Genomic DNA, 25,492 nt, shown 5'->3' on the forward strand with positions numbered 1-25,492 from the left:
TCGGCAACTTTCGGCAACCGGCGGGCGCGTGCGAGGTCGCCGCCTAGGCTCGGGGTGGTTTCGCGAGCAGAGAGGACGCGCAGTGACGCGAGAGGTCAGACTGGGAATCGTGGGCTACGGGGCCCAGGGGTCGGTGTACGCGCAGATGATCGCCGGCGGGCAGGTGCCGGGAATGACGCTCGGTGCGATCGCGGACCGGAACCCGGCGCGTCGGGAGGTGGTGGCCCGCGAGCACCCGGACACGCCGCTGCACGAGGGACACGAGGAGCTGATCGCCGGCGGGCAGGTAGATGCGGTGATCACCACGCTGCCGCACTACGACCACCCGGCGGTGGCGATAGCGGCGCTGGATGCCGGGCTGCACGTGCTGGTGGAGAAGCCCGCCGCGGTCTACACCAAGCAGGTCCGCGAGCTGATCGAGGCTGCCGAGGCGAAGCCGGAGCTGACGTTCGCCATCATGTTCAACCAGCGCACCAACCCGCTGTACCGGCGGATCAAGGAGATCATCGACGCTGGGGAGATCGGTGCGATCCGGCGCAGCACCTGGACGATCACCACCTGGTGGCGCCCGCAGGGCTACTACGAGCAGTCCGCCTGGCGGGCCACATGGGGCGGTGAGGGCGGGGGAGTGCTGGTGAACCAGGCGCCGCACCAGCTCGACCTGTGGCAGTGGATCTGCGGGGTGCCGAAGTCCGTGTTCGCCAAGGCCGGGTTCGGCTTCCGCCGGGACATCGCCGTGGAGGACGAGGTCACCGCCGTGGCCGACTACGGCGACGGTGTGACCGGTGTGTTCATCACCGCCACCCACGACCTCGTCGGCACCGACAGGTTCGAGATCCTCGGCGACCGGGGCAAGATTGTGGTCGACGGGTCGAGCGTGGCCACCGTGACCCGGCTCAGCCAGGACGAGGTGGACATCTCGGCGTCGATCGCCCCCGAGGACGTGCGCAAGATGTTCCGCGGCGAGATGCATCTGGAGCAGTACCAGGAGACTGAGGAGATCTCCTTCGACTCCGCCTGGGGCTCTCAGCACGGGGAGGTGCTGCGCAACTTCGCCGCACACATCCTCGACGGCGAACCTCTCCTGGCTCCCGGAGCGGACGGGATGCACGGGGTCCGGTTGGCCAACGCCATCCACCTGTCCGCCTGGCTCGGCAAGGAGGTCCCGATCGACTTCGACGAGGAGCTCTACCTGGCTGAGCTGAACCAGCGGATCCGGGCGGAAGGAACGTTCCCCGAGCGGAGCTGACCGATGGCGAGGATGGCACCATCGTGCCGTGGCCACATGTAGCGCTCCTCCTGCCCGGGCTGCCGCTGGCTGCCATGGCCGCCGGCTGGCTGCTCAGCCGCTCCCGCCTGCCGGTCCGCCGCCGCGTGGCGAGCTGAGCTCCCAAGTGGCCGACCTCCCGTTCCCGCGTGACGATCGAGGGGTGAGCACACGACGAAGGGAAGGGCCATGACCGAGCGAGCAGACGTCGTCGTGATCGGGATGGGGCCGGGCGGGGAGCACCTCGCTGGCGAGCTGGCTGCCGACGGGCTGGACGTGGTGGGCATCGAGGCGAACCTGGTCGGCGGGGAGTGCCCCTACTACGGCTGCATCCCGACGAAGATGATGATCCGGTCGGCTGACGCGCTCGCCGAGGCACGGCGGGTGAACGAGGTGGCCGGCCAGGCCGAGGTGCACCCGGACCTGTCCCCGGTCGCCACCCGCATTCGCGACGAGGCCACCACCGACTGGGACGACTCCGTAGCCGCCGACCGGTTCGTGAGCCAGGGCGGGCGGCTGGTGCGCGGCCATGGCCGCCTCCTTGCCCCACGCACGGTGCAGGTAGGTGGCGAACAGATCCACACACGCCGCGCCGTCGTGCTGAACACCGGCACCGCCCCGGCGATCCCGCCGATCCCGGGCCTGGAGGACGTGCCCTACTGGACCAACCGGGACGCGGTCCGCGCCACCACCGCCCCGGAGTCGATGGTGGTGCTCGGCGGCGGGCCGATCGGGGCGGAGCTCGCGCAGGCGTTCGCCCGGTTCGGCACCCAGGTCACTGTGGTGGAGATGGCCGACCGATTGCTGCCCGGGGAGGAGCCCGCGGCGAGCGAGGTGCTCGCCGAGGTGTTCCGGGTCGAGGGCATCGAGGTGCTCACCGGTGACGGCGCATCCTCCGTGCGTAGCGACGGCGAGGTGCTCACGGTGATGGTCGGTGAGCGGGAGCTGCACGCGGAGCGGCTACTGGTGGCCGCCGGCCGGGACCTGGGACTGGACCGGCTCGGGCTGGAAACCCTCGGCGTGGACACCTCCGGGCGCGCCGTGGCCGTGGACGAGTTCTGTCGGGTCATCGGCGGCGACGGTGAAGCGCTCGAGGCGCTGTACGCGATCGGGGACATGACCGGCGAGGGCGCGTTCACGCATGTGTCGATGTACCAGGCCGGCGTGGCCCTGGCGCACCTGCGCGGGGAGGACACCGAACCGGCCGAGTACCACGCGGTGCCTCGGGTGACCTTCACCGACCCGGAGGTCGGCGCCGTCGGGCTCACGCAGGCGCAGGCGCGGGAGCAGGGCATCCCGGTGCGCAGCACGAGCGTGGCGGTGTCCCAGTCGTCCCGCGGCTTCATCCACGGGCCGGGCAACGACGGCGTGATCAGCCTGCTCGCGCACGCCGAGTCCGGGATGCTGCTCGGGGCCACGTCGGCCGGCCCGCGCGGGGGAGAGGTGCTCGGGCTGCTCACCGTGGCTGTGGCCCAGCGGCTCAGCGTGCACGCGCTGAGCAGGATGATCTACGCCTTCCCCACCTTCCACCGGGCTGTGCTGGACGCGGCCCAACAGTGGCTCGCAGAAGCATGACCGGACCGGCGACGGTGTCGGCTGCGGCGCGGTCCGGGACCGAGAGTTCCCGGCCTACACTGGCGAGCATGGTGCGCCCTGGAAGTTGCCTCGCTCGTCGTCAGGTACTGGCCGCCACCGGTGCCGGTGCTGGGCTGCTCGCGCTTGCTGCCTGCACCGAGGACCGCAACGCTGTGGACGCCCCGGAGGCGGGCGTGGTGCTGCTGAGCGTGAACGAGCTGGAGGTCGGTCAGGCGAAGGTGGTCACCACCAGCGACGGCGTCGAGGTCGCCGTGGTCCGTGAGGGCGAGCAGGAGGTGCGTGCGTTCAGCGCGATCTGCACCCACCAGGGCTGCACAGTGCGCGCCGAGGAAGAGGACCTGCACTGCCCGTGCCACGGGTCGAAGTTCGCGCTCACCGACGGGTCGGTGATCAGCGGGCCGGCCGAGGAACCGCTGCCGGAGTTCCCGGTGGGGATCCAGGACGGGAACGTCGTCACCCAGTAACGTGCTCCCGGGCCCTGCGCTACTCCGGCTCCGGGGCGTTCGCCTCGAGGAAGTGGTACACCTCGGTGTCGTCCACCCCGGGAAACCTTCCGGCGGGCAACGGGCCGAGGATCTGGGCATGGGAGACGGCACTCGGCCAAGACGCCTGCTGCCAGCGCTCGCTGAGTGCTTCGTCCGGGAGCCGGCAGCAGCTCTTCTCCGGGCAGGTGGAAGTGGCCCGGCGCTTGGTCTCCCGGCCGCGGAAGTGCTTCGCGTGCGCGAACGGTACCCCGAGGGTGATGGAGAACTCACCGGAGTCGGTAGCCCCGGTCTGCGTGGAGCACCAGAAGGTCCCCTTCGCCGTGTCCGTGTACTGGTGGAACTCGGTGGTGCGGGTGCGCCGGGCGAACGCGGTCCGGGCGGCCCAGTGCCGGCACACCGGTTGCCCCTCGATCGCACCGGTGACGTCGGCGGTGAACGTGACCCCGTCGTTCTCGTATCCCTTGAACAGGGCGCCGTCCTCGTTCACCCGCAGGTAGTGCACCGGCAGGTCCAGGTGCGAGGTGGCCAGGTTGGTGAACCGGATCGCCGCGAAGTCGTGCGTGACGCCGAACGCGTCCCGGAAGTCTTCGATCGCCAAGTCCTTCGCCCGCAGCCGTGGCTGGAGGAACTCCAGTGCTGCGCTGCGCGGGATCAGGCAGGTGGCGGCGAAGTAGGCGATCTCCATCCGCTGGTGCAGGAAGTCGCCATAGCTGGTGGGTTGGGTGTGCCCGAGCAGCCGGTGCCCGATCGCCTGCAGCGCTAAGGAACGCAGACCGTGACCGCCGGGGATGGAGGCCGGCGGCAGGTAGATTCGGCCGTTCTCCAGGTCGGTGACAGTCCGGGTGGAGTGCGGCAGGTCGGGCACGTGGATGATCTCGAAGCCGAGTGAGCGGGCCAGGGTGGAGACAGTGGAGTGGGTGAGCGCCCCGGAGATGTACCCCGCCTTGCGGATCACCTCCTCACCGAGCTCCTCGATCTCTGGTAGGTAGTTGTTCGCCGCCCGCATCGCCAGGCGCATCTTGGTGTTTGCCCGCCGAGCTTCTTCCGGGGTGGCGATCGCCTCAGCGGCACGGCGGGCCAGCTCGCGGTGCAGCGCGACCAGGGACTCCAGCACCGGGATCGGCAACGACTTCGTGGGGCGTACCGCCGGGGCTCCGAGCGCCGCGAACAGCGGGGATGACTGCGCGCGGTGCAGCTCGATCTCCAGGGCCGCCCTCCGGTCCGGGGGAGGTGCGGACTCCAGCAGCTCAGCCGCTGTGGTGCCCAAGGTGGCGGCGATCGACTGCAGCAGCGACAGCCGTGGTTCCCGTCGTCCGTTCTCGATGTGGGACAGCTGGCTGGCGGTGGTACCGGTCGCCTCGGCGAGCTGGGCGAGGGTGAGGTCGCCGCGGGTGCGGAAGTGTCGGATGCGCTTGCCGAGGGTGACCGGGTCGGTGCGCTCGTCAGCCATGAATTGACGATACGGCAACTTATGTAGAAATTGCAGCAATTCTCACCTTCAAGAGCGCGCGGAGATGCAGAAGAGTCCAGGTATCGCCTTGAGGAACCACGGCGACCATCGCGACGAAAGGCACCTCATGCGCAGCGCCCTCGACCTGCAGGACCGCACCACGCCCGGCGCGGAGGCTTCGCACCAGAAACCACTGCCCACGCCGCACCGGAAACCGGGGCACACGCTGCCACGCGGTCTGGGTGCGGCGCGCGACTTCGTGGCCGAGGTGGCGGACCTGACCGAGCCGGATGCCGTCGTCTGGTGCGACGGCAGCGAGGTGGAGCGAGACCGGCTGAACGAGGAGCTGTGCGCGGCGGGCACGTTCGTCCGCCTCGACCCGCAGCTGCGGCCCAGCTCCTTCCTGGCCCGCTCTGACCCGAAAGACGTCGCCCGGGTGGAGGCCGCGACGTTCATCTGCGCCGAGGACGAGGCGGACGCCGGACCCACCAACAACTGGCGCGACCCGGCGCAGATGCGCGCCGAGCTGGCGCACGTGTTCGCCGGGAGCATGCGCGGGCGCACCATGTACGTGGTGCCGTTCTCCATGGGGCCGGTCGGGGGACCGACCGCCAAGGTGGGCATCGAGATCACGGACTCGCCATATGTGGTGGTGAGCATGCGGATCATGACCCGCATGGGTGAGGCGGCGCTGGCCCAGGTCGAGGCGGGCGACGAGTGGGTGCCCGCGGTGCACTCAGTGGGGATGCCGCTGGTGGGCGATGACGGTTCGGAGCGCGCGGACGTGCCGTGGCCGTGCAACGAGACGAAGTACATCAGCCACTTCCCGCAGGACCGGGAGATCTGGTCCTACGGGTCCGGGTACGGCGGCAACGCGCTGCTCGGGAAGAAGTGCTACGCGCTGCGGATCGCCTCGGCGCTGGCCCGGGACGAGGGCTGGCTCGCTGAGCACATGCTGCTCATCCGGCTCACCCACGCCGACGGCCGGCGGTTCCACGTGGCGGCGGCGTTCCCCTCCGCCTGCGGGAAGACGAACCTGGCGATGCTGCGTTCGGCGCTGCCGGAGTGGACGGTGACCACGCTCGGCGACGACATCGTCTGGCTACGCCCTGGCGAAGACGGTCGGTTGTGGGCGATCAACCCGGAGGCCGGGTTCTTCGGGGTGGCACCGGGCACCGGGGTGCGGACCAACCCCACCGCCGTCGAGACGCTGACCCACGACGTCATCTTCACCAACGTGGCCCGCACCGATGACGGCGACGTGTGGTGGGAGGGTCTCACCCCCGAACCACCGGACCACCTGGTCGACTGGCTCGGCGAGGACTGGACGCCACAGGTTGCGGCTGAGACCGGCCGCCCTGCCGCGCACCCGAACTCGCGGTTCACCGTGTCGGCGGCGCAGTGCCCGATCATCGACCCGGACTGGGACGACGGTGCGGGAGTGCCGCTGGACCTCATCCTGTTCGGCGGCCGGCGCGCGACGAACGTGCCGCTGGTCACCGCCGCCAGGGACTGGGAGCACGGCGTGTTCTTCGGTGCCAGCATCTCCTCGGAGCGCACGGCAGCCGCCGAGGGGACGATCGGTGACATGCGCCGGGACCCGTTCGCGATGCTGCCGTTCTGCGGCTACAACATGGCCGACTACTTCGGCCACTGGCTCGCGGTCGGTGCGCAGCTGGGTGCCCGCGCGCCGCAGATCGCTGCCGTGAACTGGTTCCGGAAGGGGGCGGACGGCTCGTTCCTGTGGCCCGGGTTCGCCGAGAACGCCCGCGTGCTGGACTGGCTGCTGCGGCTCGTCGAGGGCGAGGTGACCGGCAAACAGACGCCGCTGGGCCTGGCGCCGGCGGACGGTGAGCTGCACCTGCACGGCCTCGACCTCTCAGCTGAGGACCTGGCCGAGCTGGAACGCGTGGATCCAGCCGCCTGGCACGCTGAGGCGGACAGTATCGAGGAGTACTTCGTGCAGTTCGGCGACCGGCTGCCGGAGGCCCTGCGGGACCAGCTCGCCGCGCTGCGGGAGCGGCTCGGGTAGGCGCGACGGAGGTGGGCGTCAGGCGCGGGCGGCGCCGACCTCGGCGGCGACACGGGAGAGCACGTCGCTGAAGGTGTCAGCGCTCTGCGCACCGGAGACGCCGTACTGTCCCTCGAAGACGAAGAACGGCACGCCGCGCACCCCCATCTGGCGGGCGTGGTTGAGGTCGCGCTGTACGTCGGTGGCGTGCCGGTCGGCGGCCAGGTCTGCCAGCAGCAGCTCCCGGTCCAGGCCGACCTCGGCGGCGAGGTCCGCAAGGGTGGCGTCACGTCCGATGTGCTGGCCCTCGGTGAAGTAGGCGCGGAACAGCCGCTCCAGCAGGGCGCCCTGCCGTCCGTGTTCGGCTGCGTGGTGCAGGGCCTCGTGCGCCCGAAGCGTGTTCGTGTGGCGGACAGTGTCGAAGTTGAACGTGACGCCGGCGGCTGCGCCGGTGGCGGTCACCTGTCCCAGCATCTGCTGCACCTGCTCGGTCGGCATCCCTTTGTGCTGCACGAGGAAGTCCACCTCGGAGCCTTCGTAGTCCACCGGGGTGTCCGGTGCGAGCTCGAAGGAGTGGTACCGGACGGTGACCTCACCGTCGTGCTTCTCGATGGCCTGGCCCAGCGTCCGGTTGCCGATGTAGCACCAGGGGCAGGCGATGTCGGACCAGACGTCCACGGTCAGCGATGGTGCAGCGCTCATGTGTGGTGCAACCCGAGCGGCGGTGCGGACATTCCGGTTGCGGTCAGAACGGCGGCTCAGCTGGCCAGCTGCTCGTCGGCGTCGAGGCGCTGGTGGTGCGCTGCCAGCTGGCACGATGCGAGCTGGCCGGGGCAGTGCTCTCCGGTAGCCAGCGATGCACATCGGCATCGACGTCGGCACCGGCCGGAACGGTCTGCGAAGGCAGGTCGTCGAGACCCACCAGGGACTCCTCCTCGCAGATCGTCATGGCGTAGTCGTCGCGCAGGTGGTGGCCGATGGCGGTGTAGTCGGCGTGCTCCGGTGCCCGGGTGTAGACGTGTCCGGTGGGTGCGTGCCAGGTGGTGATCCCGGTGCGCGGGTCGCGCTCCACAGTGAAGATGGTGGCGGTCTTCACCTGATGGTGGTGCGTGCACAGAGCGTGCAGGTTGGTCTCGACGGTCTGTGCCCAGGCGGGCAGAGAGTCGTCGAAAGGGACGATGTGGTCGAGCTGGCACCGCCAAGCCGGGACCCGGCAGGTCGGGAACCGGCAGGTCTGGTCTCGCTCGACGACCCGGGACCGCAGTCGGCGGGACGGGGCATAGGCGTCCGTGCAGATCAGGCCGAGCTCTTCCTCGACGAGTGCGCAGTTCGGAGGTCGGTTGGCGGCGTCAGCGGGGTGCTCACGCAGCCAGCGCAGGAGGGTGTGCGCACTGGTGCCATCGGGCAGGTGTGGTGCCCGCGGCGGCGGGATCAGCCCCCACATCGGGTCGAGCCTGGGGAGGTACCGGCACAGCCAGGTCCACTCGGCATCGAGCTCGTCCGGATCGCTCATATCATCGGAATCCTCTGGATCGGTGCTGTGGAGTCCGGCGTCCGAATCAGGTTCCTCCGGTGAACCGGGGGATCGGGGCGGGGAACTTCGAACGTCGAGGACCTGACGCCAGATCTCTTCGTCCTCCGCCCGCGATCGGTGGTCCTTCCACGGACCGGCGGGGCCGAGGATCGCATCGAGCTCCTTCATGGTGGCATCGGGGCCGAGGCGCTCAAGCAGGTCGCACCGCTCGGACCAGGTGGCCCCTGGGTGCGCGCCCAGGCTGACCAGCACTCCCGGTGCAACGGCGCACGGTCCCGGCAGAGCGTGCTGCAGGTTGGGGCGGCGTGGGTCCGGGCTGCTCGCTGAACCCGCGGCTGCCTGCGCACGTGCTGCAGATGCTTCTGAAGAAAGCTCGTTGGGACTGTGGGGCGGGAGGGCGGTACCAGCTGGTGCTGCCGAGCGTGCCGCGTTCGTCGAACCGCTCCGGTGCTTGCCGGACCGTGAGTGTGGCGGTGGAGCGCCGGATGCTGTGCTGCGTCCCGGCGACCGAGACCTGAAAAACGAGGACCCGCTGGCCCCGCCACGGGGCTGGTCGGTGCCGTCGGTCCGGCCCGCCGCAGCGCCGGCCCGTTCGGCAAGTGAGCGAGCGTGCCCCGCGTCGATCGGGCCGTAACCGTGCAGCAGGGCTGGGGTGTGCTCGTCGCCGGAGAGCACCGGGGCGGTGATGGACAGGTGGATGTGCGGCAGCCGCCCGTGGTGGGTGGGCAGGTTGCTGCCAGCGCGCAGCTGTCCGTCGGCCAGCATCGTGGTAAAGATCTCGGTGAGCGCATCGGCGCGGCGGGCGTGGATACTGCGGTCGTCGTCGGCCGCGCGCTGGGCGGCGATCGCGTCCAGGCAGGTGTAGATGCTCAGGCCGTCCTCAGCGGGCAGGTAGACCCCCAGCCAGGACATCCCGTGCGGCGCCGGCTCGAACGTCACGCACCGCTCCTTGACCTCCTTCTCGTGCCGCTCCTTCGCCTTGCTCGGGTCCGCCGCGATCACCGCCGCTGCCATTGCCTTCTTCAGCTGGGGCGGAGTGTGCGTGGGCGCCAGCTCGATGCCGTAGTCCTCGATCACCATGCGCTCGCGCTGTTCCATCCCGGCCACCGCGGCGGTGATCACATCGACCTTCCGGGCGGATACCTCTCCGCTGGCCAGCGCCTCGCGGAGCCGAGGGGACTCCTCCAGTGCGAGCGCGCGGGAGATGATCGAGCCGGCAGCGTAGGAGGTCGTCGCCAGCCGGCAGGAGATCTCGTCGTGCGTGGCGGTCAGTGCCCCGGACGAGCCCCCGCGCTGGTCGAGGAACTCTCCGGCGAACCGCGCTTGCAGGCCGGAAAGGTAGGCCATCATCCGGTCGCAGGCCGCGACCAGCTCCACCCGGGCGGCCTGGTCCCGGCCGCTGCTGTCCTGCTCGGCCGCCTGTTCGAGCGCCGTGGCGAGCGACGCTCCTGGAGCAGCAGCACCGAGCACGGCAGCGGTCTGCGAGTGGCTGACCCCCGGGTGCCAGGCGGCCTGTGCGCGATCAACCTCCTGTGCGGCGGCCACCACCTCGGTGAGCCCGATCTCTGGGCCGACCGGCAGGGTGACGAAGTGCTGGCGCTCATCCTCATCGCTCGGCTCGTCCCCGGGGGTGGCGTCGTCCTCGGCCGGTGGGTCCTCGTCGGCGATGGCACAGGTGTCCTCGGCTGGTGGATCGCCGGCCTCGTCGGCGGTGGCAGCCTCATCCTCGACTGGCCGTTCGCCGGCTCCGTCGTCGATGCCCGCCTCGTGTTCGCAGCTGGCGGCCCCGTTGGCGTTCTCCGCACGCGGTTCGACGCCGGAGGAGGGAGCCTCCGGGTCGATCTCGTCGTCGTCGAACGGCATAGAACAAATGTATCAATTCTCGTCGTGGCTGTCAAGTGGTCGGCTGTGCTCCAGGTGTCGGATGGGCGCCGGTCCCCAGCAGATCTGTGGCGCCCATCCGACTGCTTCACACGTTCTCATCGACCACTGACACTGCCGTGAGATGGGGAGTTCTCCCCGGTCGGGCACTCCGGCACACAGATAGGGTTGGCGGCAGCATCCGCGTCACGAAAGGCACAGCTGGAAATGACTCAGTACCAGGGCCCCCAGGGGGATCCGCAGGCATACGGCCAGCAGCCCGGCTACCCGCAGCAGGGACAGGCGGGCGGCGGCCAGGCCTCGACGCCGCAGCAGCCACAAGCGCCAGGAGGCTACGGTCAGGCCTCGGCGCCGCCCCCTCCGGCGCACGGATATGGGCAGCCCTCCGCACCGCAGCAGCCTGGTCTCGGTCAGCAGCAGCCCGGCGGCTACGCCTACGGTGGGCAGTACCCGACCGCCGGGAGCTCTGGCCTGTTCGACACCACCTTCGCGGTCTCGAGCACCCAGCGGACAGCCAAGCTCGCCTACCTGGCTGTCATCGTCTTCTCCGGTGTGCTCGCTCTGACCGCCATCCTTGATGCCATCGCCGAGTTCTCGGCAATCCGGTTCGGCGGCATCGCCTCGGTGCTGGGCGGGCTGACGAGTCTGATCTTCTACGGCGCGCTGGCCTTCGGGGTGCTGACCGTGGGGCGGTTGGTGATCGACTTCTTCGTCCAGGAGGACAAGAAGCGCCAGCAGGGCTGAGCCGCTCGGCGCGCAGTGTCGACGGCGCAGCAAGGGCTGCGTCGTCCAGCTGCGGTGTGCGGGGCCTCAGCGAGCCTGCTGGACGGCGGAGCCAGCGATCGTAGGTCCCGCACCGGGGTTGACGTGTCCGGGTTGATCAGTGTCGCCCCAGGATCGCCTCCGCCAGGGCCTCGACCGGGTCCCGCGGGGCGTTCGGATTGTCCACCAGCACCATGTCCACATCGCCGAGCTCTGGTAGCGCGCTCGAGGCGGGCATCACCACCAGGTCCGAGGGCACCAGGCTCTGTGCCAGCACGGTGATGCCGAGCCCGGCGCGCACGGCGGCCAGCATCCCGTTGATCTCCCGGGTGGTGCAGGTGACTCGCCAGGTGCGCCCAGCGCGTTCCAGCACACTGGTCGCCGTATCCCGGGAGAGGCTGGGGTTGGGGTAGGTGATCAGCGGCACGATGTCCGCCTCGCCCAGTGCGGCACCGGGCAACCCGACCCAGGTGAGCCGGTCGCGCCGCACCAGTCGGCCCACCCCGTCACCCGGGTTCTGCTTGATGAACACCAGGTCCAGGTGGCCGGCCAGCAGGCGACGGTGCAGCACCAGCGACTGCGCGATGGTCAGCTCCATCGTGACCCTGGGGTGCAGCTGACCGAAGTCGCGCAGGATGCGCGGCAACTGGGTCAGGGCCAGGTCGTCCGCAGCGCCGAACCGTAGTCGTCCGCTCATCGCCGACCCGGTGAAGTAGGCGGACGCCTGGTCATGGGCCGCCAGGATCGTCCGGGCGAAGCCCGCCATCGCCTGGCCGTTGTCGGTGAGGGTGACCTCGTGGGTGTCCCGCTGCACCAGCCGGCGGTGGGCCGCGCGCTCCAGGCGGGCGACGTGCTGGCTCACCGTCGGCTGGCTGATGCCCAGGCGCGCTGCCGCTGCGGTGAAGTTCAGAGTTTCACTGACCGTGAGGAACGTTCGAAGCTGGACCGGGTCGAACAAAGGGATCGTCTCCTCGTCGTATCGATTCGACCATCGTACGACCGGTCATTGTGAGACGCAATGGCAATTATAGGCGCTATAGGTTGGATAAATGACGTGTGGCTGCCTAGCGTGGTACTGCACCACCTTCCACACGCCCGAACTCTCAGCATCGGCAGTGATTCCCGTGCACTCGGCCAGCTCGGCTCCGACCTGTCCGCCCACCACCACCGACGACACACCTGATTCCGCGACCCCATACGTGACTGCCACCGAACTCGACACCGACACCTGCTCCGACCCCACCACCGACAGCGACGCGCTCTCCGCCCGCGAGGCCCGTGCACAGCGCATCCGAGCCCGGCGGCACAACCGACCGGCCAAGGTGCGCCCATCCCGGCGGCACCGCCACCTCGGCCTCGCCGCTACCCGCGCCGGCACGCCCACGCCCACGCCCGGATCCACGCCAAGGCCCACGCCCAGGCCCAGGCCCAGCACGATGGTGCGCCTGGCAACCACCCGCCGTCCCGCCTGGGCGAGCCTCTCCGCGCGGCAACGCCGCCTGCGCACCCAGGCTGCGCCGTCGTCAGAGACCGGACTGGTGGACGCGCTCAAGGTGCGCAACTACCGCCTCTACGTACAGGCCCAGCTGCTCACCAGCACCTGCGGCTGGGCAGCCCGGGTGGCCCAGGACTGGCTCATGCTCGAGCTCACCGGTTCTGCGGCCCTCGTCGGGCTCACCGTGGCGATGCAGTTCACCCCGATGCTGCTCTTCGGACTGTTCGGCGGTGTGCTGGCCGACCGGTACGACCGGCGGAAGATCCTCACCATCACCCAGTCCCTGTTCGGCCTCTTCACCCTCGCCGTCGGCGTGCTCACCCTCGCCGGGGTGGTGCAGGCCTGGCACGTGCTGGCCTCCGCGTTCCTCGGCGGGATGGCGATCGTGGTGGACAACCCCGCCCGGCAGGCGTTCGTGCACGAGATCGCCGGCCCGAAGCTGCTCCGCCCCGCGATCAGCATGAACACCTCCATCTTCCAGCTCGGTGCGCTGATCGGCCCGGCGTTCGCCGCGGCGCTGATCGCCCTGGTCGGCAGCGGCTGGGCGTTCGTGGTGAACGCGCTTGCCTGCTTCACCGCAGCGTCACTGATCCACTCGATGCGCCGGGCGGAGATGTTCGCCGTGCCGGTGGTGCGCCGCGCCAAGGGTCAGCTGCGTGCCGGCCTGGCGCACGTCGCCGAGCACCCAGAGATCCTCTGGGCGTGCGTGCTTGTGGGCTTCGTGGCGCTCACCGGTGTGAACATGGCCACCGTGCTCACCGCCTACGCCGCCGAGGTGATCGACCTGGGCGCCAGCGGTTACGGCATGCTCACCTCCACGCTCGCACTGGGTGCCATCACCGGGGCGCTGCTCGCCGGCCGGGCCCGACGGCTGCGGTTGCGCACGCTCGTCGGTGGGGCCGCCACGCTCGGTGTGCTGCAGCTGGTCGCCGCCCTGGTCGGCAGCACTGCGCTGTTCCTGCTCGTGCTGTACGCGATGGGCGCCACCAGCCTGCTCTACCTGACCCGGTCGAACACCCTGGTGCAGACCAGCGTGGACCCGACCATGCGTGGACGGGTGCTGTCGCTGTACGTGCTGATCAACATGGGCGCGCAGGCGGCGTCCGGGGTGATCATCGGCTGGGTGTGCGAGTGGGGCGGCCCGCACGCGGGCCTGGCCGCATGCGCCGCCGGTCCGCTGCTCGGTGCGCTGGTGGTGGGCACGATCCTCGCTCGCCGTGGACACCTGCGCCCGGCGCTACGGCTGCCCCGACGCTCCGCCCGCTCCTTCGTGTACCTGGTGCGCCGGCCGGTCTGACCGACTCTCAACCCACGTCCGGCGGGCTCAGTCCGCATCCGGCGGGCCTATGTCCGCCGGGGTGAGGTCCGGGCGCCAGCCCCGCCAGCGCGGGTGCCGCAGGCGGCCGGTCGGCGTCCACTCGCCGAAGAGCACCTCGGCCACCCGCACCGGCTGCAACCAGCGGGCGTCCCGGGCATCGGCAGCAGGCACGTCCGCCACGGCGGGCGCCTCGACCTCCTCCGGGGTGAGCATCGCCACCCAGTCACGGGTCTGCGCGGCCGAGAAGCCAGTGCCCACCCGCCCCACATACCGCAGCCCGCCGGCCCCGGTCGGCACGGCCAGCAGCAGCGAGCCGATCTGGCCGGCACGTTCCCCACGCCCAGGTCGCCAGCCGCAGACCACCACGTCCACCGCCTCAGTGTGCTTGATCTTCACCCAGGTGGACGAGCGGCGACCGGGCAGATACCGGCCGGCCGGGTCCTTGGCCAGCACCCCCTCGAGCCGGTACGCCCGGCTGGCGGCCAACGCGGCCTCCAGGTCGCCGTCGAACGCCTCGGGCACCTGCACGTGCTCGGTCGGTTCCACCAGCCGGGCCAGCAGGTCCCGACGGTCGGTGTAGGGCTGCCGAGTGAGGTCCTGCCCGTTCACCTCCAGCACGTCGAACACCAGGTAGTGCACCCGCTGGTGCCGGGCCGCCGCAGCGATCTCCGCCGACCGGGCCGCCTGCATCCGCGGCTGCAGCAGCGCGAACGAGGGCCGCCCCTCGGTATCCAGCGCGACCACCTCACCGTCCAGCAGGGCGGAGTCCGCGTGCACGCCCAGTTCGGCCAGCTCCGGATAGCTGGGAGTGATGTCGCGACCGCTGCGGGCCCACAGCTGCACTCCGCCGTCGACCACGTGGGCGAGCACGCGCTGTCCGTCCCACTTCATCTCGATCGACCAGTCGGAGCCCACGTCGCCTGGTGAGCCCGGGGTGGCGAGCATCGGGCGCACGACGGCGGAGCTCGTCTTGGCGGGGGTGGGCTCACCCGGGGTGCGGGTCCGGGTGGCGGAACCGGTGACGGCGGTGCTCACCCTGGGCGGTGCGTGCTCGGCCCGGTCCCCGGCCCGGCTGGGGGAGCGGCGCGGCGCACCCGGTTTCATCGCGTGCACCAGCCACTGGCGCTCCTTGGCATCGGTGCAGATCAGCGCGAACTTCGCCGGCTCCTGCTCGGCCAGCGGCCCGTCGGCGCGACCGTGCAGGGTCACGATGATTTCCTTGCCGAGCCACCACTTGTGGATCTCGAACGTGCCGGTGTCCCAGACGGTCATCTCCCCGGCGCCGTACTCCCCGGCCGGGATCGTGCCGGAGAAGGTGAGGTAGTCCAGCGGGTGGTCCTCGGTCTGCACCGCCAGGTGCTGCCGGGCCGGGTCGGTGGGCAGCCCCTTCGGCACGGCGAAGCTGGTCAGCACCCCCAGGTAGGACATCCGCAGGTCCCAGTGCAGCCGGCGGGCATGGTGCTCGTGTACCACGAACACCTCCTCACCCGGCTCGGCCACAGCGTCCGGCACCGGCTCCGGGGTGCGGTCCGCGCGCCGCTTGCCGCGGTAGTCGGCCAGCGCATCGGCAGTGTCCACCCCGGCCAGGCCCGCGGCCATCAGGTCCCCGTCCCGCTCCAGCCGGGCGACTACCTCCTGCGGGGTGAGCTGGTGCAGGTCCGCGTCCTCCAGCTCCGCCCAGGTGCGGGGTGCGGCCACGTGCGGGGTGAGCGTGCCCCGCAGGGAGTATGGCGCCACTGTGGTCTTGTTCGCGTGGTTCTGGCTCCAGTCGATGAACACCTTCCCCGTGCGGTCGGCCCGCTTCATCCGGGAGATCACCAGGTCCGGGTGATCCGCCTCCAGCGCCTTGGCGAGCTCCTGCGCCACAGAACGGACCTGATCAGCGGAGGCTCCGCCGTCGAGCGCGGCATACACATGGATGCCCTTCGAGCCGGACGTGACCGGCACGCTGGCCCACCCCATCCCGGCCAGGATGTCCCGCACCCAGCGGGCCACCTCGGCCACCTGCACCAGCTCCACGCCCGGACCTGGATCCAGGTCGAACACGATCCGGTCCGGTGGGCGCACCACGCCGGCTGAGTCGAAGCGCCACTGCGGCACGTGCAGCTCCAGCGCCGCCATCTGTGCCATCCACGCCAGCGAGGCCCGGTCGTTGACCAACGGGTAGGTGCTGCGGTGGTCGGAGTGCTGCAGGTCCGCCCGCACCACCCACTCCGGGGTGCCGGAGTCCAGGTTCTTGGTGAAGAACGCCTCGCCGGGCGCCTCGGCCGTCCCCACCCCGTTCACCCAGCGCTTGCGGGTGACCGGCCGGCCCGCACAGTGCGGCAGCATCGCGCCGGCCACCTGCAGGTAATAGTCGATCACCTCCGCCTTGGTGGTGCCGCTGGCTGGGTAGAGCACTTTCTCCAGGCTGGTCAGCTGCAGTCGCCGGCCGTCGAGCTCGGTCAGGGTGGAGCTGCGGGCCATCACCCCATCCTTGCCTGCTGGCGTTCACCGCGCATCACGTGTTCACTAGGAGACCACGGCAGATCCCCGTGCCTACGATGCTGGCAGGCCACGGGGGAGAGGAGCGGCGATGCGGGCGATCTGGAAGGGTGCGGTGACCTTCGGGCTGGTGAACGTGCCGGTCGCGGTCTACAGCGCCACCGAGAGCCACGACGTGCGTCTGCACCAGGTGCACGACGCCGACGGCGGCCGCATCCGCTACCAGCGGCGCTGTGAGAAGTGCGGTGAGGTGGTGGCGTACGAGCACATCGACAAGGCGTTCACCGACGGCGAGGCCTCGGTCGTGCTCACCGAGGACGACCTGGCCACGCTGCCCGCCGAACGCAGCAAGGAGATCGACGTCCTGGAGTTCGTACCGAACGACCAGGTCGACCCGATCATGTTCGGCTCCGCCTACTACCTGGCGCCCACCTCCTCCTCGGCCAAGCCGTACGTGCTGCTCCGCCGCACCCTGCAGGAGACCGACCGCACTGCGATCGTCTCCTTCACCCTTCGGCAGAAGACCCGGCTCGCTGCGCTGCGGGTGCGCGGGGACGCGCTGCTGCTGCAGACGCTGCTGTGGGCCGACGAGATCCGCGAACCGGAGTTCGAAGGCCTGGACGATGCCAAGGTCAGCGAGCGGGAGCTGGACATGTCTGCCCAGCTGGTGCGCAGCTACGAGGCCGATTTCGACCCCGCCAGCCACACCGACGAGTACCAGGTGCAGCTGCGCACGCTGATCGAGGAGAAGCTCGCCTCCGGGGATGTCGTGCAGGCCGCATCCGGTGCGGAGGAGGACACCGGTGGTGAGGTGCTCGACCTGATGGAGGCGTTGCGCCGCAGCGTGGAGGCCAGCCGGTCCGCCCGGGCCGGTTCGAGCAGTGGACCCGGCGCCACTGGTGGTCGCAGCGGATCGTCAGGGGGCCGTTCGAAGAAGGCTGCCGGCGGCAGTGGCTCGTCGAAGCGATCCGGGGCCTCGAAGCCGTCCGCTGCGGGCGGGCGCGGGAAGAAGAAGGCAGAAGCCGAGGAGAAACCTGCCTGAGAGCGCTTACCCGATCATGGCGTGCCCCCTGCCTTTTGTCGCCCGGCTGGAGTAGGCTCGACGATTGCCCGGTTCGGGGGGTCTGTCCCACCTCACCGGCCGGCGCCCGACCGATCCTCGATAGACCCAGGAGGTCATCGACTCACCATGCCCTCTGGCCATACCACGGCTGACCGGAACCTCACGGCGTCGATGCCACCGAGCACCGCGGTGGTCGCCACTCTCGCTCGACTGTATCCCTTCCTCCGACCTGCTCTGCCCCGGCTGGTCGCAGGCATGCTGTGCGCACTCGGTGCCAGCCTGTGCGCCCTGTCCATCCCGCAGGTGCTGGAGTGGGCGGTCAACGGGCCGCTCCTGGGCTCCGCTGCCGGCGGTGACCGTGCCGGGGTGTGGTCCGCTGTGCTGCTCGTGCTCGGGCTCGGTGTGCTCGAGGCCGGGATGGTCGCCGCCCGCCGTGCCTTCATCCTGTTCCCCGGCACCCGGGTGGAGGCCTCGATGCGGATGGCGCTGTTCCGCCACCTGCAGGACCTGCCGCTCGCCTTCCACGACCAGTGGCCCGGCGGGCAGCTGCTGTCCCGCTCGATGGCAGACCTCGGCCAGCTGCGCCGCTGGATGTCCTTCGGGCTGATCATGCTGGTGGTGAACACCACCACCATTGGCGTCGGTGTGGGGCTGATGGTGCACATGGGCGGCATCCTCGGGGTCGCCTACCTGTGCGGTGCGCTGCCGGTGGTGTACTTCTCCTACCGGTTCTCCCAGCGGTTCCGCCGCATCTCCCGGCTCAGCCAGGACCAGGCCGGTGACCTGGCCACCACAGTGGAGGAGTCGGTGCACGGCATCCGCGTGCTCAAGGCCTTCGGCCGCGGCCGGGAGGCGTACCAGAGCTTCTCCGCCCAGGCTGACGAGCTGCGCAGCACCGAGCTGTCCAAGGCCCGCACCCTCGGCGGGTTCACCTTCGCGATCACCACCATCTCCGAGGCAGTGCTCGGCGGCTGCCTGCTGCTCGGTGTCTGGCTGGTCGTCGACGGCCAGCTCAGCGTCGGCGCGCTGCTGGCGTTCTTCGCCACTGCCGCTGTGGTGAACGGGCCGGTGGAACAGCTCGGCCACCTGGTGTCGATGACCCTGTACGCGAAGACTGCGGTGGACCGGTACTTCGAGGTGCTGGACACCGAGAACGAGCTGCGCGACCCAGCGCGCCCGATCCGGCCGGAGAAGGTGGTCGGCGACCTGGTCTTCGACGACGTGCACTTCCAGTACCCGGACGAGCCCACCCCGGATCAGGCCTGGCGCGATCCGGCCCGACCGAGCGAGGCGCCCCGGACCGAGGTACTCGACGGCATCGACCTGCACGTACGCCCCGGGGAGACGATGGCGCTGGTCGGCCTGACCGGCTGCGGTAAGACCACGATGATCTCGCTGGTGCCCCGGCTGTTCGACGTCACCAGCGGCAGCGTTCGCGTGGACGGTGTGGACGTGCGTGAGATGAGCCGCCACGACCTGCGTGAGATCGTCTCCATCGCCTTCGAGGACGCCACCCTGTTCTCCGCCACGGTCCGGGAGAACGTGCTCCTCGGCGCCCCTGAGGGGCAGCGCAGCGAGGCGGACCTGGACCGGGCGGTCACCGTGGCGCAGGCAGACTTCGTCCGCGACCTGCCCCACGGACTGGACACCACGATCGGGGAGGAGGGGCTGAGCCTGTCCGGCGGCCAGCGCCAACGCCTCGCCCTGGCCCGCGCCGTGGCCGCCCGGCCGAAGATCCTGGTGCTGGACGACCCACTGTCCGCGCTGGACGTGTCCACGGAGGAGGCGGTCACTGCACAGCTGCGGCAAGAGCTGGCTGAGACCACCACGCTGGTGGTCGCCCACCGGCCCTCCACGGTCGCCCTGGCGGACCGGGTCGCAGTGCTGCAGGAGGGGCGGATCACCGCCGTCGACACGCACAGCGACCTGCTCGCGCAGAACGCGCACTACCGATTCGTCATCTCCAGCCTCAGCCCGGAGGCGGAGACCGGTGCCGAACCGAAGGCGGTGGTCTGATGCCCCCGGCTGCACCGATCCCCCAGGGGGTCGCTGACGAGGAGAACAGCTACCTGGACCGCACCCGGTCCCGGGAGGTCCGGCGCCGCTCGCGGCGGCTGCTGGGCAGTCTGCTCGCACCGGTACGGAAGATGTTCGCCCTCACCGTGGTGCTGGTGGTGCTCGCCCAGGCGGCGAAGGTGGCCGGCCCGGCGCTGATCGCCTGGGCCGTGGACCGCGGGCTGCCGGCCGCGATGGACGGTGACTGGGGTCCCGTCCTCGGTTTCGCCATCGCCTACGTGGTGTGCGCGATGGTCGCTGGTGGCGGTACCGCCGGGTACATCCGGTTCGCCGCGAACGTCAGCCAGGCGATCCTGCTGGACCTGCGCCAGCGGGTGTTCCGGCAGACCCAGCGTCTCTCCCTGGAGTTCCACGAGAGCTACACCTCCGGGCGGATCATCTCCCGGCAGACCGCCGACCTGGAGGCGCTGCGCGAGCTGCTCGACAACGGCATCACGTCACTGGCCTCCGGTCTGCTGTTCATGACCTTCACCGGCATCTCCCTGGTGCTGCTGGACTGGCGCGCCGGCCTGGTGCTGCTGGTGGCGGTCGTGCCGGTGTGGCTGGTCACCCGCTGGTTCCAGAAGCGTTCCCAGGTGCTCTACCGCATCTCCCGGGTGGCCTCCGCACGGCTGATCGTGAACTTCGTGGAGACGATGACCGGGATGCGCGCCGTGCAGGCGTTCCGCCGGGAGCAGGCCAATGACGTGGTCTACGGCGAGCTCACCGAGGACTACCGGCGCAACAACGTGCGCACTATGGGCCTGAATGGTATCTACGACCCGGCATTGCAGCTCATCGGCAACGTCACCGTGGCGGTCGCACTGGCCATCGGTTCCTTCCGGGTCCTGGACGGCGGTATGGAGGTCGGCACGCTGCTGGCCACCCTGCTGTACACCAAACGGTTCTTCCAGCCTGTGCAGCAGATGGGCATGTTCTACAACTCCTTCCAGTCCGCCTCCGCAGCCCTGGAGAAGATCTCCGGGCTGCTCGAGGAGGTGCCGACTGTGCGTGCCGCGGAGCAGCCGGTCACGCTGCCGAAGGCCTCCGGGCACCTGCGCTTCGAGCACGTCCGGTTCGGCTACGGCGAGGAGACCGTGCTGCCGAACCTCGACCTGGACATCCCCTCCGGGCAGATCATCGCCCTGGTCGGGCAGACCGGCGCCGGCAAGTCCACTGTGGCCAAGCTGGTCGCCCGATTCTACGACGTCAACGACGGCCGGATCACCCTGGACGGGGTGGACCTGCGCGAGGTCGCCCCGCGTGACCTGCGCCGGGCGGTGGTGATGGTCACCCAGGAGGCCTACCTGTTCTCCGGGACGGTGCGGGACAACATCGCCCTGGCACGGCCGGACGCGCCGGACGCGGACATCGAGGCCGCCGCCCGCGCCGTCGGTGCGCACGACTTCATCACCGCGCTGCCGGACGGCTACGACACGGACGTGAACAAGCGCGGCGGGCGGGTCAGCGCCGGACAACGGCAGCTGATCTCGTTCGCCCGAGCGTTCCTGGCCGACCCGGCAGTGCTCATCCTGGACGAGGCGACCAGCTCCTTGGACATCCCCGGGGAGCGGCTGGTGCAACGCGGTCTGCAGACCCTGCTGGCGGACCGGACGGCACTGATCATCGCCCACCGGCTGTCCACGGTGGCGATCGCCGACCGGGTGCTGGTGATGAGCCAGGGAGAGGTGGTCGAGGACGGCTCCCCGGAGGAGCTGATCAGCGGCACCGGCTCGTTCGCCGCACTGCACAAGGCCTGGCAGGACTCGCTCGTGTGAGGCAGGCAGTGCCAGGATGAGGACATGAGCAGCGCCGATCCGCAGTCGCCCGGTGAACCAGAGATCTCCGGTGTGCCCACTCCGTCCCGCTGGCGGTTCGCGGACGGCGTTCCCCCGGTGTGGTTGCGCCGCGTCACCGTGGCGCTCGGGGTGCTGGTGGTGCTGGTGCTCCTCGGTGTGGTCGGCAGCATCGTGCTGCCCGGCTGGTGGGCCGCCGTGGTCACCGGTTGGGTGCAGGGCATCACCAGTGCCGGCATCCTCGTAGGGCTCGCCTGCGGGGTGGTGTTCACTGCCCTGCCTGCTGCGATCATCTGGTTCGCCGTGCGCTCGCGTTGGCAGTGGCGCACCCGGCTGATCGTCGCCGCTGCTGCCGCAGTGCTCGCGCTGCCGAACGTGCTCACCCTGGTGATCGACGTGGGCCGCACATCCTCCGCCTACGACGCCCGCCTGGACATGGTCATCGGTGCCCCCGCGTTCACCGGTTCCACGCTCATCGGAGCCCTGCTGGCGCTCCTCGGCGTGGTCGGTGGGGTGCTCGGCTGGCGCTGGCTGCGCTGGTCCCGGGCCGAGCTGCGCAGCAGCCGGGGTGAGCAGACACCGCGCCGCGGGCTGCTGCGGCGGGGCCGGGGGAAGGCCGCCGGTGGCAACCGGAGTGAGAGCGACGCCACGCCCGCCAGACCTCAGGATGCCCAGGGCGGGGGCGTACAGTAGGGACGCCGCGGGGGGCGCGGACCTGACCTTCCCTACGTGATCTAGGGGGACTCGTGCGATTCCGACCTGCGACAGCCTGGGCTGCGCTGACCGCGCTCACCCTGGGGCTCGCCGGGTGCACAGGGACCACCACAGTGGACCCCGACCCCACGTCACCGCCGCCGGAGCCAGAACCCGCTGCCGTGGCGCAGCGGCCGGAGCAGGAGGCCAGCCTGGTGCAGCAGACCGACCCCGCAGCGCTCGCGCTGAGCAGCAGCGAGGAGTTCTTCACCTCCGCGAAGGCGGTCGTGCTCGCCTCGGCGGAGAACGAGTCCGCTGTGCTGCGCGCCTCCTCGATCGGGATCGCGCTGGGTGCCCCGGTGCTCCTGACCGGTGCCGACGCCGAGGACCTGGAGGCCGAGCTGCTCCGCCTCGGGGTGCGCACGCTCATCCCGGTCGGGGCCGTGGACCTCGACGGTATCGACCTGACCAGCCTGAACGTCCAGCCCGACCCCGGGGACACTGACGAGCTGACCGAGCTGATCGGACAGCACCTGGACACCTCGTTCACCGACGTGCAGACGCCGGAGGCGGAAGATGTCGCCCAGTCGGTGGCCGGGTTGGAGCCCGGCGAGCTCTACCCCGCGGTGGACCTGGACGGGCACGGTGGCGGCGAGGCTCCCGAGCGTAGCGGGCACATGCCCCCGCTGCTGCCCGGTGAGGGCGTCGAGGGGCTGCACGTGCTCGCCGACGGACAGGACTACCAGGCCGTGGCCGTGGCCAACTCCCGGGCCGCAGGTGCGAAGGTGGCGATCGTCTCCGGCGACCCGCGCAGCTCCGTCGCCGAGGTCAGCGGCCTCGGTGATCCGGAGGCGGTGGTGGGCTACGGCACCAGTTACGGCGACGAGACCACCTTCGCCTGGCAGGCTGCCACGGCCGCCACTGGCGACGAGCTGCCCGGCGGTGGGCAGCTGGTCTTCGACGACAAGCGGTACATCGCCCTCTACGGGCACCCCGGCACGCCGAGCCTGGGCGTGCTCGGGGAACAGGGCACCGACGAGACCATCGACCTGGCAGCCGGCGAGGCAGCCGACTACGACGACCTCACCGACGCCACTGTGGTGCCCACCCTCGAGGTGATCGTGACCGTGGCCGCTGGCTCCGCCGGTGCGGACGGCAACTACTCCAGCGAGTTCCCGGCTGAGGACTTCGTGCCGCTGGTCGAGGCTGCGGCCGAGGCCGGGCAGTATGTCGTGCTCGACTTCCAGCCTGGACGCTCCAGCTTCCTCGACCAGGTCCGCCAGTACGAAGAGCTCCTCGCCTACCCGAACGTGGGTGTGGCGCTCGACCCGGAGTGGCGGCTGACCGACGACCAGGTGCCGCTGGAGCAGATCGGCTCGGTCGGCGTCCAGGAGGTCAACGAGGTGGTGAACTACGTGGCCGACTTCACCCGAGAGAACGCGCTGCCGCAGAAGATGGTAGTGCTGCACCAGTTCCAGCAACGGATGATCACCCACCGGGAGGACCTGGACACCAGTCGCGGTGAGGTGGCGCTGCTCATCCACGCCGACGGCAACGGCGACCCGCACGACAAGCGCGCCACCTGGCGTAACGTGCGCACCGACGCGCCGGAGGGTGTGCACTGGGGCTGGAAGAACTTCATCGACGAAGATGACCCCATGCTCACTCCCGCACAGACCTACCGCATCGAACCCCAACCGGACTACGTGAGCTATCAGTGAGCACCGAGGCCCAGGCGCAGCGGCACCGGGTGGAGTGGTGGCACCGGCTGCGCCCGATGACCCGGCGCGGGATCCGGGCTGGCATCACTGTGATGGTGACCGGTCTGGTCGCCCTGGTCATCGGTGTGCTCAGTGCGCACTACACCGGCTCCCTCGGCCCGCACGAGGCGGAGTACACGGTGCGGTTGAACAACGAGATCCGGGTGGACATGGGGCCGCTCGGGGCGCTGATCATCGACTCGCCGCTGCCGCTGCACCTCGGTGTGGACGTGCAGGTCAAGGAGATCCCGATCGGGCTGGCCGCACCCGGGGCCAACCCGGTGGCCGGTCTGACCGCTGACCTGCAGAGCTACACGCAGTTCTTCGCCAACCCGGAGCCGGCGATCCGGGAGGCCGCTGACGGGCTGATCACCAACGCACTCGGCCGGGTGGCGCTGCTCTGGTCCATCCAGCTGACGCTCGTGGCCTGCCTGCGGCTCGCCGGGCACGGCCTGCTCCGGGAGACGATGAAGAACGCGCTCCGGCAGCCGGGCGTACCGCCGCTGACGATCGCAGTGGTGGTGGCCCTGGTGCTGGTGCCGCTGGTGGACGCCACCCGGGGCTCCGGCAACGTGGGACGCACCTCCGCCGTGCTGGACGGCACCCCGCTGGAGGATGCCCGGATCACCGGCAGGTTGGCGACCATCGTCGACTACTACGGCGGCTACGTCGTGGACGCGATCGACAAGAACAGCGAGTTCTACGCCGGAGTGCAGGCCAACCTCACCTCCGCCTTCGAGGCCGAACGGGCCGCGCAGGCAGGCGATGAGGACTCGGCCGGCTCGGCCGACGGCGCCGGCGAGGACGCGACCGACGCGCACGGGCTGTCCTCCCCGGAGCCGTCGGAGCCGTCGGAGCCGTCGGAGCCCGGTGCCGGAGCGGGCGGCGGCGAGAACCCCACGAGCGTGGCCAGTGCGTCCGCGGAGGAGACCGAGCAGGATGAGGCCCCGGCAGGTGAGCCGACCTCGGACGGCGAGGCTACGCCGTCGACTGAGGACCAGGCGGTCGCAGACGCTGAGACGGACCTGATCACCGGGGTGATGGTCACCGACCTGCACTGCAACATCGGCATGGCCGAGGTGATCGGCACAGCGGTGGCCGAGTCCGACGCCGACCTGATCATGAACGCCGGGGACACGGTGATGGCCGGCACCTCGGTGGAGTCCTACTGCATCAAGGCGTTCGCGGACGGCTTCGGTGACGACGTGCCCGTGGTCTTCGCCGACGGCAACCACGACTCCCGCACCACCACCGAGGAGGAGGTGGCGGCCGGCTGGATCCCCCTGCTCGGCGACCCGGTCGAGGTCGCCGGACTGCGGTTCCTCGGCGACACCGACCCCACGCTCAGCTCGCTCGGTGTGCCCACCCGGCAGACCCGGGACGAGACTGTGCTGGAGATGGGCGACCGGCTCGCTGCCACCGGCTGCGACCTGGCCGACGACGGGCAACCGGTGGACGTGCTGCTGATCCACAGCCCGTACGCGGGTCGGCAGATCCTCGAGTCCGGGTGCGCACCGGTGAGCCTGTCCGGCCACCTGCACCAGCAGGTCGGGCCGCGCCAGCTCGGCTGGGGCACTCAGTACGTGGGTGCCAGCACCGGTGGCGCAGGAGCCGGTAAACCCACGATCGGCCCGCTGAACAACCCGGCCACGATCACGGTGATCCGCTGGGACCCAGAGACCCAGCTGCCGGTCGACTACCGGGTGATCACCATCGGCACTGACACCTCGGTGGAGCTGGGGGAGTGGGCGCTCTGGCCGTCGCAGCCCACTGAGTTCGTCAGCGGACAGGAGCCGGACGACTGAGATGGGCGATACTGAGGACACACCCACAGCGAGGAGC

At 70.4% G+C, this 25,492-nt stretch carries 17 protein-coding genes; 12 read left to right on the forward strand and 5 right to left on the reverse strand.

The window, feature by feature from the left end; genetic code table 11:
* Positions 1-82: 82 nt before the first annotated feature.
* The 3 genes from K338_RS0110010 (at position 83) to K338_RS0110020 (ending at position 3,327) form a co-directional block, all read left to right on the forward strand.
* The gene (locus tag K338_RS0110010) at positions 83-1,249 is read left to right on the forward strand and encodes a Gfo/Idh/MocA family protein (protein ID WP_022918037.1); all 1,167 of its coding nucleotides are present in this window, start codon (positions 83-85) and stop codon (positions 1,247-1,249) included.
* A gap of 207 nt (positions 1,250-1,456) precedes the next feature.
* On the forward strand, positions 1,457-2,842 hold the full coding sequence (locus K338_RS0110015) for a dihydrolipoyl dehydrogenase family protein (RefSeq protein ID WP_022918038.1): 1,386 nt from the start codon (positions 1,457-1,459) through the stop codon (positions 2,840-2,842).
* A gap of 68 nt (positions 2,843-2,910) precedes the next feature.
* Positions 2,911-3,327, forward strand: a complete 417-nt coding sequence (locus tag K338_RS0110020) for a QcrA and Rieske domain-containing protein (RefSeq protein WP_022918039.1) — start codon at positions 2,911-2,913, stop codon at positions 3,325-3,327.
* A gap of 19 nt (positions 3,328-3,346) precedes the next feature.
* On the opposite strand, the gene K338_RS0110025 is transcribed toward K338_RS0110020, so the two are convergent.
* Positions 3,347-4,798: a helix-turn-helix domain-containing protein gene (locus K338_RS0110025; protein ID WP_022918040.1), complete on the reverse strand. Its 1,452-nt coding sequence runs from the start codon at positions 4,796-4,798 to the stop codon at positions 3,347-3,349.
* Between the two features lie 127 nt (positions 4,799-4,925).
* Here K338_RS0110025 and K338_RS0110030 point away from each other — a divergent pair, with 127 nt between their 5' ends.
* Positions 4,926-6,830: a phosphoenolpyruvate carboxykinase (GTP) gene (locus K338_RS0110030; protein WP_022918041.1), complete on the forward strand. Its 1,905-nt coding sequence runs from the start codon at positions 4,926-4,928 to the stop codon at positions 6,828-6,830.
* Between the two features lie 18 nt (positions 6,831-6,848).
* Here K338_RS0110030 and K338_RS0110035 read toward each other — a convergent pair whose 3' ends face one another.
* Together K338_RS0110035 and K338_RS0110040 are read right to left on the reverse strand one after the other, a co-directional pair.
* A complete protein-coding gene (locus K338_RS0110035) occupies positions 6,849-7,511 on the reverse strand; it encodes a DsbA family oxidoreductase (RefSeq protein WP_022918042.1) in 663 nt (220 codons plus the stop codon).
* Between the two features lie 43 nt (positions 7,512-7,554).
* Positions 7,555-10,206, reverse strand: coding sequence for an HNH endonuclease signature motif containing protein (locus K338_RS0110040; protein ID WP_022918043.1), 2,652 nt, complete (start codon positions 10,204-10,206; stop codon positions 7,555-7,557).
* Positions 10,207-10,431: 225 nt separating this feature from the next.
* On the opposite strand from K338_RS0110040, the gene K338_RS25540 reads away from it, so the two are divergent.
* Positions 10,432-10,968: a hypothetical protein gene (locus K338_RS25540; RefSeq protein ID WP_022918044.1), complete on the forward strand. Its 537-nt coding sequence runs from the start codon at positions 10,432-10,434 to the stop codon at positions 10,966-10,968.
* A gap of 136 nt (positions 10,969-11,104) precedes the next feature.
* Here K338_RS25540 and K338_RS0110050 read toward each other — a convergent pair whose 3' ends face one another.
* The gene (locus K338_RS0110050) at positions 11,105-11,944 is read right to left on the reverse strand and encodes a LysR substrate-binding domain-containing protein (protein WP_022918045.1); all 840 of its coding nucleotides are present in this window, start codon (positions 11,942-11,944) and stop codon (positions 11,105-11,107) included.
* A 241-nt stretch (positions 11,945-12,185) separates the two neighbouring features.
* Here K338_RS0110050 and K338_RS21790 point away from each other — a divergent pair, with 241 nt between their 5' ends.
* A complete protein-coding gene (locus K338_RS21790; RefSeq protein ID WP_245542939.1) occupies positions 12,186-13,778 on the forward strand; it encodes an MFS transporter in 1,593 nt (530 codons plus the stop codon).
* 27 nt (positions 13,779-13,805) lie between these two features.
* Here K338_RS21790 and K338_RS0110060 read toward each other — a convergent pair whose 3' ends face one another.
* Positions 13,806-16,265 (reverse strand): ATP-dependent DNA ligase, encoded by a 2,460-nt coding sequence (locus K338_RS0110060; protein WP_022918047.1) that lies wholly within the window; start codon positions 16,263-16,265, stop codon positions 13,806-13,808.
* A 109-nt stretch (positions 16,266-16,374) separates the two neighbouring features.
* On the opposite strand from K338_RS0110060, the gene ku reads away from it, so the two are divergent.
* The 6 genes from ku to K338_RS24460 all read left to right on the forward strand — a co-directional run bounded on the left by ku (position 16,375) and on the right by K338_RS24460 (position 25,455).
* On the forward strand, positions 16,375-17,325 hold the full coding sequence (ku, locus tag K338_RS0110065) for a non-homologous end joining protein Ku (RefSeq protein WP_022918048.1): 951 nt from the start codon (positions 16,375-16,377) through the stop codon (positions 17,323-17,325).
* A gap of 192 nt (positions 17,326-17,517) precedes the next feature.
* Complete coding sequence (locus K338_RS0110070) at positions 17,518-19,362, forward strand: ABC transporter ATP-binding protein (RefSeq protein WP_027286684.1); 1,845 nt, start codon at positions 17,518-17,520, stop codon at positions 19,360-19,362.
* Positions 19,362-21,179 carry an ABC transporter ATP-binding protein gene (locus K338_RS0110075; RefSeq protein ID WP_022918050.1) on the forward strand — a complete coding sequence of 606 codons (1,818 nt, stop codon included), beginning with the start codon at positions 19,362-19,364 and terminating at the stop codon, positions 21,177-21,179. Before K338_RS0110070 ends, K338_RS0110075 begins: the two co-directional genes overlap by 1 nt.
* Before the next feature lie 24 nt (positions 21,180-21,203).
* Positions 21,204-21,890 carry a hypothetical protein gene (locus K338_RS21795; RefSeq protein ID WP_022918051.1) on the forward strand — a complete coding sequence of 229 codons (687 nt, stop codon included), beginning with the start codon at positions 21,204-21,206 and terminating at the stop codon, positions 21,888-21,890.
* A gap of 53 nt (positions 21,891-21,943) precedes the next feature.
* Positions 21,944-23,611: a hypothetical protein gene (locus K338_RS0110085; RefSeq protein ID WP_027286685.1), complete on the forward strand. Its 1,668-nt coding sequence runs from the start codon at positions 21,944-21,946 to the stop codon at positions 23,609-23,611.
* Positions 23,608-25,455, forward strand: coding sequence for a metallophosphoesterase family protein (locus K338_RS24460; RefSeq protein WP_022918053.1), 1,848 nt, complete (start codon positions 23,608-23,610; stop codon positions 25,453-25,455). Before K338_RS0110085 ends, K338_RS24460 begins: the two co-directional genes overlap by 4 nt.
* Positions 25,456-25,492: the final 37 nt, after the last annotated feature.

Source organism: Ruania albidiflava DSM 18029, from assembly GCF_000421225.1.
Taxonomy (GTDB): Bacteria; Actinomycetota; Actinomycetes; order Actinomycetales; family Beutenbergiaceae; genus Ruania; species Ruania albidiflava.

Excerpts from the sequence above, each read along its gene's own strand:
- K338_RS0110015 (WP_022918038.1), top strand. The coding sequence starts at position 1,457 with ATGACCGAGCGAGCAGACGTCGTCGTGATCGGGATGGGGCCGGGCGGG.
- K338_RS0110020 (WP_022918039.1), top strand. The coding sequence starts at position 2,911 with ATGGTGCGCCCTGGAAGTTGCCTCGCTCGTCGTCAGGTACTGGCCGCC.
- K338_RS0110025 (WP_022918040.1), bottom strand. The coding sequence starts at position 4,798 with ATGGCTGACGAGCGCACCGACCCGGTCACCCTCGGCAAGCGCATCCGA.
- K338_RS0110030 (WP_022918041.1), top strand. The coding sequence starts at position 4,926 with ATGCGCAGCGCCCTCGACCTGCAGGACCGCACCACGCCCGGCGCGGAG.
- K338_RS0110035 (WP_022918042.1), bottom strand. The coding sequence starts at position 7,511 with ATGAGCGCTGCACCATCGCTGACCGTGGACGTCTGGTCCGACATCGCC.
- K338_RS0110040 (WP_022918043.1), bottom strand. The coding sequence starts at position 10,206 with ATGCCGTTCGACGACGACGAGATCGACCCGGAGGCTCCCTCCTCCGGC.
- K338_RS25540 (WP_022918044.1), top strand. The coding sequence starts at position 10,432 with ATGACTCAGTACCAGGGCCCCCAGGGGGATCCGCAGGCATACGGCCAG.
- K338_RS0110060 (WP_022918047.1), bottom strand. The coding sequence starts at position 16,265 with ATGGCCCGCAGCTCCACCCTGACCGAGCTCGACGGCCGGCGACTGCAG.
- ku (WP_022918048.1), top strand. The coding sequence starts at position 16,375 with ATGCGGGCGATCTGGAAGGGTGCGGTGACCTTCGGGCTGGTGAACGTG.
- K338_RS0110070 (WP_027286684.1), top strand. The coding sequence starts at position 17,518 with ATGCCACCGAGCACCGCGGTGGTCGCCACTCTCGCTCGACTGTATCCC.
- K338_RS0110075 (WP_022918050.1), top strand. The coding sequence starts at position 19,362 with ATGCCCCCGGCTGCACCGATCCCCCAGGGGGTCGCTGACGAGGAGAAC.
- K338_RS21795 (WP_022918051.1), top strand. The coding sequence starts at position 21,204 with ATGAGCAGCGCCGATCCGCAGTCGCCCGGTGAACCAGAGATCTCCGGT.